The following is a 13,295-nucleotide window of genomic DNA, read 5'->3' on the forward strand; positions in this document are numbered from 1 at the left end:
TATTGCCCGGTGTGTAAAGAGAAATTGGTTGAGAAAATAGAGGGCGGTTATCCGAGACTCAAATGCTCATCTTGCGGGTTTGTTCATTATCGCAATCCCGCGCCCACCGCGGGTGTTCTTGTAATAGAAAATGGTTCCGTGTTATTGGTAAAAAGACGTTATGAACCGTATCGCGGACTCTGGGTAATGCCCTCGGGGTACATAGAATATGAAGAAAGCGCCGCTGAAACAGCGGTCAGAGAGGTTGAGGAAGAAGCCGGAGTTTGCGTCGATCTTACTTCAATTCATGCTGTTGAATCCTGTTTTGACGATCCCAGAGGGAACACCCTGATGATTTTGTACAGGGGCCGGATTACCGGCGGCAGTCTTGAGGCGGGGGATGACGCCGATGATGTTGCATTTTTCCCCATCAACGACCTTCCCGGCATTGCGTTTGACGTTCAAAAGCGCATTCTTGGAAACTTGAAAGAAGAGTATATATCAGACGCTGACCGAGATGATTGATCACCGCGGCAATAACCGGTTGTACTTATTATTCGGATTTATCTCCGATGAAATATGGAAAGGTAAAGAAATGAGAAGAATATCCTGTTCAGTCTTTGTTGTTTCTTTGGCTATTATTATATTTTCAGCTCCTGCCCCGGCATGTACTAATTTGATAGTAACTCCCTCCGCCTCGGATGACGGCTCGGTCATGATTACATACACGTGTGACGGAGAATTTATTCCACATTTGAGGCACATTCCGGCCGCGGATCACAAAAGTGATGAATATATAGAAATCAAGGATTGGCACGGTAATATAGAAGGCAGGATTAAACAGGTTCCTCACACCTTCGCGGTTACGAATCTTATAAATGAACGTCAGGTTGTTATAGGCGAAACTACCTTTACCGGTCGAAAGGAACTTAGAAATGAAGACGCTCTGCTTCATTACTGGCAGCTTATGAGACTGGCCCTTCAGAGAGCCGCGACGGCCCGTGAAGCGGTTGAGGTTATTGCCGACCTTGTCAGTGAATATGGATATTCAAGTACGGGTGAATCTTTCTCGATAGGTGATAAGAATGAAGCGTGGCTTATGGAGATAATAGGCACGGGGCCCGGCGGCGAGGGAGCGGTATGGGTGGCCAGGCGAGTGCCTGACGGCTATATATGCGCTCACGCCAATAAATCGAGAATCGGAGAGTTTCCCCTCGATGACCCACAGAACTGTCTTTATTCAGATAATGTTATAGACTTCGCGGTCAATAAAGGTTACTACAACCCCGAGTCCGGAAAACCCTTTAACTTCAGCAAAGCGTATTGCCCGGCCACGCCTCAGAAACTACGATATACGGCGACCCGCGTCTGGAGTATTTTCCGCAGATGCGCCCCTTCTAAGAAATGGCCGGCAGATTATCACAGAGGAGAGAGGGGAGTAAAGCCGTATCCGTTGTGGATAAAGCCGGATAAGAAGCTCAGCCTGGAAGATGTTATTGATATTATGAGAGATCATTATGAAGGAACAGAGTATGATATGACAAAGGGAGTTGACGCCGGGCCGTTTGGGACACCAAACAGATGGAGGCCCATTACCTGGAAAATAGACGGGACCGACTACACGTGGGAGAGGCCGATTTCAACTCAGCAGACAGGATTTTCCTTTGTTTCTCAGTCACGCTCATTCCTTCCCGATCCTATCGGGGGACTCCTCTGGTATGGAGTAGATGATACTTATTTTACATGTTATATTCCTCTCTACTGCGGCGTTAATGATGTTCCGAAGAGTTACTCAAGGGGCAGAATCAGTGAGTTCTCCGAAGATTCTGCCTGGTGGGTTTTTAACTTTGTGGCAAACATTTCCAATCTCAGATATTCTCAGATGAGAAAGGATATCCAGGCTGTACAGAAAGAACTGGAAGGAAAACTCATTTCTCTTCAGCCGGCGGTTGAAATGACGGCGGAGAAGATTCTCGAAGAGGACATGGAACTTTTAACTGCTTACCTTACCGATTACTCTAATACTCACGCGGAGATGGTGGTTGAACGCTACAGGGAGCTTGGGAAATACCTGATACGTAAATATAATGACGGATATACGCAAACCAGAAAGGGAAGACCCAAAGAGACAGGATATCCCGAAAGCTGGCTGAGAGATGTTTTAAAGCAGCGGCCGGATCAATTTAAACTGAAAACCCGGGGTGAAGATTCTGTAGAGACCCAGATGCCGTATTGACCGCCCCCGGGTGTTTTAACTCTTCCCGATAAGAAAACAGAGGATTCTCCCTTTAAAACACTGGTAAGGGGAGCCGATACTTTCAGGGAGATGCCCCCCCATGAGGCTCGATACTCAGATAAACCGGCTGGATAATAAAGAACAAAAAGCCCTTTACAGGAAACGATATAAAAATAACAAACATCCCCTTATTCTATAAAAGCGGTTACTTCCCGGATTTGCTTATTACTCAGCCGTATCCCATTCCGCTATCTTCTCCATCCGGAGCTGAACCGGTCCGTCGGCGCTGTAAGTTTCGTATGAGTTGTAATCCCAGTTTAAGTATTTCGACGCGCCGCCGCCTTCGGTAGTAATAAGGAAACGGTTGGACAGATGACCGAAGTAGAGAGCCTGATCGCGCGGCCAGGGTTGATCCCCGCCGCTTGGGTCTACGGGAATCCATCCGTACCCCGGAAGGAATACTTCGCACCATCTGTGATAGACGTAGTCGTAGCACGCGTCTTCTCCGCGCACTACTACAGCTCCGGAATATCTGGCCGGAATTCCCGCGGCTCTGCACATCGCAATATAGAGAAAGGCGTATTCAGAGCATGACCCGGATCCCCGCTTGATTATCGTAGGGGCGATATCCCATCCTCCTACCCTTTTATAGAAGAGGTTATCACGCAGGTAATCGAATATCTTCCTAGCGATCCAGTAGGGATTCTCTTCCCCGTCCAGAGCCTCTTTCACGGCTTTCTGTATCGCTGGATCTTCCAGTCTGTACTTATCATTGTTTTCCAGGAAACTCTTGCTTATTTCCTCAGGTATATCCTCGAGAGATCCAACCTTTTCGGGGAAAAGGTAATAACTTACATCGTATATTTTCGCCTTGACTTTCATCACACAGGTAAAACGCTCCTGAGGATCAAGAGTTGGGCGATTGAAAAGCGCCACCTTCTGACCCCAGCGGTCGGTGTGAAAATCATCCTGCTTTTGACCGTAGGAAATATCAATGATCTCCTGTGTAGCCCGGTCTCTTGGAACGGCGAGGTAAACGTTAAGGTCTTCAACTCTTCCCGGACCGAAATTTATAATATCCTGAGTAAATTCGATATTCGAGTATCTTTCCTCAGAGCGTCTGAACTTAGAATCTCCAAATACAGTCATTGTCGAGATAAGATCTGTCTGGTAGTCAGAAACAAGAAGTTTTGAATCCGCCCAGGAAAGCCCCCATGGGTATGGTCCGGGAGCAGGGAGTATCATTATGACCGAACCTGTATTAGTATCCACCCTGTAAACTTCATCCTTCGATCTATCCGCTATCCAGAGGTATTCGCCGTCCCAGGCAAGTCCGCGCGGGTCTTGAGACGGGGATTTGAATGATATAATGGTCGTTCCATCCTCGGGACTTATGCAAGTTATGCTGTTCTTGCTGTTGTCGGAAAACCACAGGTATTCACCATCGTGGGCCAGGCCCCTCGGATCCGGCGTCGGAGTGTTTATTACACCGAGGCTTTTTCCGGTTTCAGGGTCTATTTTGTATATTTTACCTGAATAAGCTTCTGTCGATGTGTTGGTAAAGTCCATATCGGCAACCCAGAGAAATTCTCCGTCCCAGGCGAGGCCCGTCATAAAATAACCGGGGCCGTCGAAAGATTTTGTCACTTCACCGCTCTCATAATTGATGCAGTAGATTCTGTCTGTCTTACGGTCGGCGGTCCAGATATTATCGCCGTCGAAAGCGATACCCGTCACACATGACGAGGGAAGTGCCATTTCACTTTCTACATCCCCGATTCCGGCGATCGCGCCCGCCGGAATGAACATCAGAATAAGAAGAAAATGCAGGGCTTTCATAATCGTATCCTCCCTTAATAAAGGTAATAGTATACACTTTTAAACAGGATAAGAGTAAGGTATCACTCAGAGATAATGCAAGAGGTAAATATTGAAGCTCCCTTGAGAGAGTCTAACGGCTTAAGGGGCAATATAGGGTTTTATATCCAGTATGGGAGTACCGTCCAGCATATCGATCCCCGAAACACGGAGTACATTCTTTTCTCTGCTGATAACTTCTAAGACAGAAAGGCCTAAAGGGTTAGGCCTCTTGGGAGAGCATATACTGAACACCCCTTTTTTTTTATCTCTGTGCGGAGGTTTCTGCTTCAGTTTTTCGCTCTTAAACGGTGGACTTTTGTGGAAGTTGAAAATAACCGCTATTTTATCTCCCGGTTCGATGCTTGACAATCCTTCCGTGTATTCGGGGGCGATCACCAGTTCGCCCTCCAGATCTGAAATACTGCAGTGGTTTGGAACTTCTTTGTGCTTGCTCCTTAGATATCCTATAGGTTCGAGGTTGATCAATAGATTACCTTCCTTCATAGAGATTCAAAATAGGGCCTGACCTTCTGTTTTTAGTGCCGGTTTCATCATTTGATAATAATAAATATAGTAAACATTTCAGCGGGGGGCAAGATTATGCACCGAAACGAGTAATTGCAAGCCTAAAATAATAAGAAAATCATTTTATATCCTATTTTTTCTTTACAAAAAAGATCTAAAGCTTATACTGCGTTACTAATCTCGCAGAGGGTCTTAAGCTCCTGTGTTATTTGATTTCGCTAAGATTAAACATAAAAATATAACTTGTTTAATTTAAGAAATAAGAAAAAGTGAGAATATTCACTCTAACCGGACGGATAGTTAGAATAAAAAGAGCAGGTATTCGATATGAAACTATTAAAACAGGAATCTATAGTTTACGTTCTCGCGATAATGATCGTTGTCGGAATTAACGGTCCGAAGGCGGCAGCTCGACAGAATGATGTGTCTTCAATAGCTGTCAGCCGGGGTGATATAGAGTTTTTTGGGATGACCCACCAGCAGTATTTGTACGGTCTCGGCGATATTGAAGAGTCGAAATTTATCTCAAAAAGAGTACGCCTGGGCGCTAAGGGTGAAATAAACAGTTATTCTGGCATCAAGATAATGGCGGAATTCGCGGGGACGCCCAAACTTCTTGACGGTGTTATTAATTTGACTCCGTCTGAAAAGATCACTTTTTCAATCGGTCAGTACAAACCTCCCTTTGGAACAGACTTTCTGATCTCTGCTACCGCGTTTCCTTTCGTTAATCCGACAAAGGTAAAAAAACTTGGTACCGGCAGGGATATAGGTATGAGCATTAATGTTAAAAACAGATTCAGCGATAGTTTCAGCTTGAATTTCGATGCCGGGCTTTTCAACGGTTCTGGTAAAAACTCAGAGGATAAGAATGAGAGCAAAAATTTTATATCCCGCCTTGAAATTGGATTGATGGAGATGTTTACAATAGCCCCTAATGTGATTATAGGGAAGACTAATGACGCGGCTGACCCTGAGGATTTATCCACCTACGGCGGTTCAATCAGATGGGAATGGAAAAATGAAGTTGTAGTCGGCGAGTATATTCATTCCAGTGATGCTCTCGATAAGGAGGGATGGTACATCTGGGGCGGACATACTTTCGTTACAGACTTTAAATTTCTTCCCGAGATACAGGTGCTTGCGAGATATGAAGAGTTAGATGAAGATCTTAACATCACAGGCGATAAAACAGACCGGATTACTCTGGGTACGAATCTCTTTGTCGACAAAAAGTACACCAAGGTCAGTCTTAATTATCAGATAAACGGCGAGGAAGGGGCTTCGAAAGATAATAATGAAATAGCTGTTAATTTTCAGCTGGTTTTCTAAGGCGGAGGATTTTATACAGCTGAAAAGGAACCGAATTTATTGCCAGAAGCTAGAAGCCGCGTTCCTTCTTTATCTTTTCATACGCTGTCTGGATTTCTTCAAAACGCCTTGTGGCAAAATCGATGAATTCTTCCGGAAGGCCTTTGGAAACTATTGTATCCGGATGGAAATCTTTCACGAGTTTTCTATAGCTTGTTTTTATCTCTTTATCAGAGCTGGACCTGTTGCAGCCTAGAATTTTGTAGTACTTATCTACATCCTCAAAATAACGGGCTTTCAGATTTTTATACTCTTCATTGCTTATATTGAATATCTTTCTTATTCTGCCGAGGGCGTTCTCCTCTGCGGGGTGAAGTTTGCCGTCCGCTGCGGCAACCTGAAAAAGAACGTCCATAAAAGATAAGAGAACTGCGGGATTCCGCCGGTTAATCCGGTAAAGCTGGTTGGCGAAATCGTCAATTGAATACCTCGAGTTTTTAGCTTCGTTGAAGACCTTTCTGGCAAAGTTTTCCTCTCTCGCGGATATATTCATGCTGCTTATAAAATTATCTACAACACCAAGCTCATCTCTTGTTACAATTCCGTCTGTTTTAGCAAGTTTGCCAAGTATGGAGAAAACGCTGACGAAAAAAGCGGCTTTTGCCTGTTCAGATTGCCTGTAAGCCGGAGAGCGGCCTGCGGTCATCTTTTTGTCTACAAAGTGATGGCCCAGGGCTGCTCCGGCAATAGCTCCCAGGGGACCACCTATGAAGAGGCCGAGTGAACCGAATGTGAGTTTTCCGTACCAGGTCATTTGAATTCTCCAGTTGCTAGATACAAGTAGGATAATAAATTATATATCAAATAACCGCTCTGATGTCCAGGGGTTCTCAAGTATTTGGGCAGCTTTTGCAAATACGGTGCAGTAACGGTTTGAGAGATTCTCTTAACTAAGATGATATTTTATTAATTTACTCCGAGGAAGATATCTTCCGATGGATCTATGAGGTATCTTATCTTATTGATTTTTAAGTTCTCTTATCTCATCAAATACCCTTTTCCTAAATGGCACAGACAGGTAGCTTGTTTTAAGTTTATCCCCTTCGATAGATTCTGTTATCTGTCTTATTGTTTCAATGGAATTACGATAGTTTGAGATGGTCTCGTTAATTTGGCCGTTTGCTCTGTAGTAGAGAGCTAGCTGGCGGTATAACTGCCAGGTGGTTTCTCTTGTTCCCATTTTCTTGCTCAATTTGAGTCCCGCTTTGAGTATCTTTTCGGCTTTTTGTGTTTGATTTTTCCGGGCAAGCCCGCCCTCGGCGAGAAGGAGGGACGGTTCTAAATATCTGCAGTGGATTTCGTTAAAGATAGCACGGGCTTCTTTCAGGTTCCCGGCTGCTTCTGTGTGTTTACCTTCTTCAAGGTTAATCATGCTGAGTGTTATTAACGCGTCTACGATATCGTCTCTGTCGTTTGTTTTGCGGAAAGATTTGAGGGCTTTTTGTATGTATTTGACAGTTTTGCCGCATTGAAGCCGCTGGGAGTAAAAGCGTGTTTTGTATAGTTGTGAAATCCCGAATTGTATTGTATTATTAAATCTTAAAGCATTTTCTTTTGTTTTTTTGTAATACTTCTGGAAATCATTTTCTTTTTCATTTCCGAGAGTGTGATAAATCAAACAGAACTTTCCTGTAAATCGGTGGTAAACTTGTTTAATTCTGTATTCTTTTATTATCCTTATTCCTTCATTGAGCGATAACATGGCCTTGTTATATTCTGCCAATGAGTAATACATAAGGGCTAGATTGGATATATTAGTCAGAAATGGTAATAATGCCTTATACTTACCGGCAACTTCGGTAATTTCTTTAAGAATATTTATTGCCTCATGGAATTCCCCGTTTATATAATTGATTCCTCCGAGCATCCTTAAACTAAGAATTTTATTTAAGCCGTCATTAGTTTGGTTATCCATTTTAAGTTTAATATCAAGATATTTTTTTATTTTATCATAATCTCCGCTGAAAAAATAGAATGAAGATAGACGGGATAGTATCTTTTTTCTTGTATATGTATCAACCGAGTTTATTAATGGTTCTAATTCTTTTATAATGTCAATAGTTTTCTCTTCGTTACCTCCGATTTTCTCATGATAGAGATATTTAGAAAGAGCAATGGCGTATGTATTAATATCAGTACCCTTAGCTATTCTTGCAGCTTTATTTGTAATTGCCAGTCTTCTATCTTCAGTTAATTCCGAAAGATTAAGCAGTATTTCACTCTGTAGTTTTTTATTCTTAGCGCGGACTGCTAATTCTAGAGCTTTATCAAACAGCTTTTTAGGTTTTCTTTCTTTACCCAGATAGTCGGAATAAATTATACCAAGTTCCTTATAATATTCAGCTTTCTGTGTGTCGGAGGAGCCAAGTTCGATAAGTCTTTCAAAATCATCTATAGCATGCTGCGTTAACCCGGCCTGAAGTTCAATCGGGGCGATAAGCTCCAGCACTGAATACAGTTGTCTGCTGTTCCCCTTATTTTTTATCAGTTTCTTCAGTTTTGCAAGAAGGTCGAGACAATCATAGATTTCATATCTTTCTTTTAATTCACCCGCGGCCAGAAGACCGTATTTTAGAGCTTTATCCGGCACCCTCCCGTATATAAAGTGTTTCGCGAGTTGGACTGAATTTGTCGATTTATCTCCCTCAAGCATTCGTCCTATCTCGCTATTCAGGCTGACTCTTTTCTTCCAGGATGTCTTTGCCCGTATAAATTCTTTGAATATCGATTGATTAAACTCAATATAGCCTTTTTCCAGATGTAGAATCTTTTTCCCGGTCAGGATTTGTATTGACTGGGTTATATCTTCTTTCGTTTTCGATAACAGTTCAGACAGTTTTTCTACTGAAATTCTCTTTTCAAAGAAAGCTGCTGCCTGAAGAATATTCTTCTCTTTTCTTGTCAGTCTTCTGTAAGATGCGGCGGCTGTCTCTTTAAGGGTTTCAGGCAGCCGGTATTCTTTATAGGCAATTCTGTTTAGCCGCGTGGCGCCTCCGAAATGTTCTATAATCCCTTCCGAGGCTAGCTGTTTTAATACTTCTATTAGAAACAGTGGAATACCATCTGTTCGTTCATGGAGTTCCCTGATTTCTTTGTCATTAAATGTATTATCACCAAGGAGTTCATGCGCAAGCTGCTTAATATGGGTTTTGCCAAGAGGATTTATATTCAAAGATGAAGTTGGCTCCAAAGCTGTAATTTCTTGATATGTTTCCCTGTATATCCTGGATATGGAAATGTCTGTACTTTTTGAAATGATAACTCTTGTTCTTGAGCCAAGAAAATCAGTTTCATATACGAGATGATTAGTGAAACGAAGAAAATCAGCGCTGAAACGGTTGATATCCGGAATGCAGATCAGAACAGGTTGTTTTATAGACAGTTTATGAATAAACTGTATAATATTATCATAGATAATAACGGAGCTGTCTTCCTTAACTGTTTTGCCGCTTTTATTCCTTTCAGCTATTGAACTTAGTATTTTCTTATGGCTAGATATGAGTTTTCTCTTATCTATAGAAGAAAGATTTTCCGAGAGGGTTTCTATGAATCTATCGAATGAATTATCGGAATATAGATCGCCTGATAGATCAAAGACAAACTGCCCTGCCAGTTGCTCTTTCTTAACGCATTCTGCTAATAATTTCTTTTTACCAACCCCTCTCTTTCCTTCAAGGATAAGCGTTTTCCCATTAAACTTATCGTCACTTAAGAAGGTATCAATTTCTTCAAGTTCCTTGTCTCTTCCAACAAGAATATTTTCGTTAAGTTTGATCTTGCTATGTTCCTTTTTACTTGCAAGGAGCCATGTTTCCTGGAGGGCTTCCTTTGAATCAGAAATTCGTTCATCCCGGTCTATTCTGCATAGGTCAAGAATGAATAAAGAGAGAGAGAAGGCGTTCTTGACACCGGCGGCGGAAAGATGTCCGGAGAGCAGTTTATAATTTTCTTCGTAGAAATTATTTCTGATATTTGAAGCGATTGGAGCTTTTATTCCCGTTATAGATTCAATCAGAGTCATGCCGAGAGCATATAGATCTGAGCTTTCAGAGTATTTAGCATTTTTTAGAATTTTCGGAGCTAAAAATCGCGGTGTACCGCTTATACTCTTTCTTATTGTGGAAGAAGCTGAGGCGAGTCCGAAGTCGAGTAGTTTAACAGTTATTTGTCCTGTTTTATTATTTATTAACATAATATTTTCAGGTTTTATATCACCGTGGAGTATATTTTTTTTGTGAAGGTATGACAGGGCGTTGATTATCTGTTCTAGAATATCAGGTAAGAGATACAAATTTTTATTTTGAGAAATGAAACTTCTAAGATCTCTTCCATTTATGAGTTCCATCGTAAAGTACGGGATGTTGTTTTGAAGGATTCCGAAATCACACACTTTTATAAGCCCCGTGTGATCAAGTGAAGAGAGTGTCTTAAATTCGTTGGCAAGTGTCTTTGCAGAGTTTGTTTTCAGATTGTTTAATATTTTCAGAGCAATAATATTGCCGCTGATAGTATCCTTTACCTTAAATACTTTCCCTGCGGCGCCTTTCCCGAGCGTGGCCAATTTTATGTATCTTGCCGGCAGTTTATATTCTCTCTCCATAATGGAGTATCTTAAGGGGAAGAACTTGAAAATACCAATAAAAAACCCTCCGGGTAAACCGGAGGGTTTGATAAAAGGCTACAAATATTCATTAATATTTATCTTCTATACCATAATCACTAAAATGCTCCAGCTCTGCTTTAACTTGGCCATCTTCAGTATATTCACCGATATATTCCCAGATCCCGGTTTCTTCATTGAACCAGACTACTTTGATCTCCCTATTTTCTGAGTCTATAAGATCGGTCGATAGTGACATTATCACATCTTTGTTGAACTCTATTCCATGGGGTCCCAGCTCTACAACCGCGCTTGGGAACCTGGGCATTTCAATCGTTATCTCCGTGTCCTTATCGAGCGCTCCCGGCGGGAAATAAAGACTGAAGTAACCGTTATCGATTGTTCCGCCTTCCCCGGCGGAAATAACTTTTGAAGCTGTTCCCACAATAGGTCTGGAGGAACCCTCAGAGGTGGAGAGAAGCTGAACGAAAAGGGGGTTCTCGACACCGGACAAATCATTATTTTCCTGCGAGGGGGAAACAGGAGAGTAATCTCCACAGCCGATAGCAGCCAGTACACTGAGGAAGGTAATTAAAGTGAGGAATTTTCGTGCTATGGATTGTCCTGACATTCTTCCCACCTCCTGAGGGTTAAGGCAAAACTTTTAAAATCATTCATTACTTTCGTTTTCCAGTTACTTCAATAAGGCAATGCCGATGCCATAGAGTGTTTAAGCACTGCGGAAATGATTAATTCGAACCGGAACAGGAATATTTTTCTTTAATTTAAGATAGCGTAACTCAAAGTTATTTAATCAGATATGACTATCGTAATCTTATGTTTAAAGGCCTTTTAACCCTTCCGTATAAATAAATTTATTCAGGCATGGGTACTTTCTGACTCAAAGCAATTGCGGATTTTTCAGGGGAAAATCGGGTTTGTTTTAAGGGTAAAGCAGCGGTAAGCTTGTAAATTATTGTATGTCAACCAGATACAGAAACAGGCGCATATTGACCGTTTCTGGAGTTTTCCTTTATTTCTGACGGGTCTATTCCGTGTTTTTTCATCTTATACCTTATAGTTCCCCGTTCTAACTCAAGAAGCCTGGCTGCAGCGGTTACATTGCCGCGGGTTTGCCTCAGAGCGGCAATAATAGTCGCTTTCTCTATCTCTCTCATAGGTGTTCCTCCAGGCGGAAGATCGATCTTTATAGTTCCCTTCTCTTGAGTGATGTCTATAGTTCTTTCTTTCTTTTCTGTCTTTAAGGGAAGGTCTTCCGCTCTGATCTGTCCGCCTGTATTCAGCAGTACGGCTCTTTCGATAATATTTATTAATTCACGGATATTACCCGGCCAGCTGTATCGTTTGAGGATTTCAACAGCTTCATCTGTTAAAGCAATTTCCCCTTTTTTAAGGCGGGTTGAGAACTGCCCTGCGTAATATCTGGCTATCGGTTCGATGTCCTCTATTCTGTCCCTCAGAGGAGGAAGAGATATTTCTACCACATTCAGCCTGTAGAACAGGTCCGCTCTGAATCGTTTATTCTGTACATCCTTTTTCAGGTTTCTATTCGTAGCCGATATAATCCGAAGGTCAACGGGAAGAAACTGAGTGCCGCTGACTCTTCTTATTGTCCTGGAGTCGAGGAATTTAAGGAGTTTTGCCTGGAGTCTGTAATCGATTTCTCCTATCTCATCGAGGAATACCGTCCCTCCGTTAGCGCATTCGAACAGACCGATCTTTCTTTCTTTCGCGTCTGTAAAAGCCCCCATTTCATGCCCGAAGAATTCAGTTTCGAGAAGATTGCGGGGGATCGCCGCGCAGTTTATTTCTATGAAGGGGCCGTCCTTCCTGAGGCTCGACGTGTGTATCGCTTTGGCGATGGCGCCTTTGCCCGTCCCGTTTTCACCGGTTATCATAATTGAAGTGCTTTCACTTGAAGCGACTTTCTTAGCGGTATCTATTACATCCAGGATCGGCCTGCTGACGCCTATGATATTCTGAAAACCTTCAGGTTTTCTGTTGATTTTATCAATAGTCTGTTTTTTCTCCCGTTTTCCGACACCCTGGGCTATCTGCACAAGAAGTTGGTGGAGGTCTTTCCTGCTGTACGGTTTGAACAGAATATGGCGGGCGCTGAATTCAATGGCAGCTATGTCGCTTTTCCTGTAGTTGTCGGGTAAAAGAAGAAGGATCTGACTTTTTGAATATTGATCATGCCAGTCTGTAATGGCTGCGGCTGCTTCAGTCCGCTGCTCCTTTTGCCATGATTCAGGGACAGATAGGATCAACAACGGCGCGAAGGTCTTTCTTTTAGAGGCGGTAAAATCTTCTATAGAGGGAAATTCCTTAACTTTCCATCCGGCCTCGGCGCAGTCCGTAGCAATAGGACTATCCTTACCGGGGTTTATAATATCAACAACAAGATCCATCTTTAGACCGGCCTATTTTAGGGTTATAATCAGTGTATTCGTTCCATGAGTTAGAAAAAGCAAGATATATGCCTTATATCGGTAACATCCTCTATTTCCGGGGAAATCTTACAGGTGTGCGTTCAGCCGATTCTTTCCTATGGGTTTTTACCTTCAAGCATTCTGTTGCGGCGGGGGGTCTTCTTTGGTATTTTTCAGGTACAGATTATTCTGTCGGAGTATAAAATATGAAAACTGTAGTTTTTTCAAGGAATCATGAATTTACCTGTTTGGGATCCGAATAAAAAAAGGA

Annotated in this window: 9 protein-coding genes; 3 read left to right on the top strand and 6 right to left on the bottom strand. The window is 42.4% G+C overall.

Translation table 11 applies throughout. The features are described 5' to 3' along the window. Positions 1-9: 9 nt before the first annotated feature. Both U5O15_01445 and U5O15_01450 read left to right on the top strand, forming a co-directional pair. The gene (locus U5O15_01445) at positions 10-504 is read left to right on the top strand and encodes an NUDIX domain-containing protein (GenBank protein MDZ7859329.1); all 495 of its coding nucleotides are present in this window, start codon (positions 10-12) and stop codon (positions 502-504) included. Positions 505-574: 70 nt separating this feature from the next. Further along, positions 575-2,215, top strand: coding sequence for a C69 family dipeptidase (locus U5O15_01450; protein MDZ7859330.1), 1,641 nt, complete (start codon positions 575-577; stop codon positions 2,213-2,215). 225 nt (positions 2,216-2,440) lie between these two features. On the opposite strand, the gene U5O15_01455 is transcribed toward U5O15_01450, so the two are convergent. Both U5O15_01455 and tsaA read right to left on the bottom strand, forming a co-directional pair. Further along, on the bottom strand, positions 2,441-4,054 hold the full coding sequence (locus tag U5O15_01455; GenBank protein ID MDZ7859331.1) for a transglutaminase domain-containing protein: 1,614 nt from the start codon (positions 4,052-4,054) through the stop codon (positions 2,441-2,443). Positions 4,055-4,174: 120 nt separating this feature from the next. After that, complete coding sequence (gene tsaA / locus U5O15_01460) at positions 4,175-4,579, bottom strand: tRNA (N6-threonylcarbamoyladenosine(37)-N6)-methyltransferase TrmO (GenBank protein ID MDZ7859332.1); 405 nt, start codon at positions 4,577-4,579, stop codon at positions 4,175-4,177. A 348-nt stretch (positions 4,580-4,927) separates the two neighbouring features. Here tsaA and U5O15_01465 point away from each other — a divergent pair, with 348 nt between their 5' ends. Beyond that, positions 4,928-5,932: a hypothetical protein gene (locus tag U5O15_01465; GenBank protein MDZ7859333.1), complete on the top strand. Its 1,005-nt coding sequence runs from the start codon at positions 4,928-4,930 to the stop codon at positions 5,930-5,932. Positions 5,933-5,981: 49 nt separating this feature from the next. Here U5O15_01465 and U5O15_01470 read toward each other — a convergent pair whose 3' ends face one another. From U5O15_01470 to U5O15_01485, 4 genes are all read right to left on the bottom strand, one after another. Continuing rightward, positions 5,982-6,725: a TerB family tellurite resistance protein gene (locus U5O15_01470; protein MDZ7859334.1), complete on the bottom strand. Its 744-nt coding sequence runs from the start codon at positions 6,723-6,725 to the stop codon at positions 5,982-5,984. 204 nt (positions 6,726-6,929) lie between these two features. After that, a complete protein-coding gene (locus U5O15_01475) occupies positions 6,930-10,571 on the bottom strand; it encodes a protein kinase (protein ID MDZ7859335.1) in 3,642 nt (1,213 codons plus the stop codon). Between the two features lie 91 nt (positions 10,572-10,662). After that, positions 10,663-11,202, bottom strand: a complete 540-nt coding sequence (locus tag U5O15_01480) for a hypothetical protein (GenBank protein ID MDZ7859336.1) — start codon at positions 11,200-11,202, stop codon at positions 10,663-10,665. Between the two features lie 352 nt (positions 11,203-11,554). Then, entirely contained in the window at positions 11,555-13,003 is a 1,449-nt protein-coding gene (locus U5O15_01485; GenBank protein MDZ7859337.1) for a sigma-54 dependent transcriptional regulator, read from the bottom strand. Between the last annotated feature and the right edge of the window lie 292 nt (positions 13,004-13,295).

The organism is Candidatus Krumholzibacteriota bacterium, from assembly GCA_034520215.1.
In the GTDB taxonomy this organism is placed as follows: domain Bacteria; phylum Krumholzibacteriota; class Krumholzibacteriia; order Krumholzibacteriales; family WJIX01; genus JAGHBT01.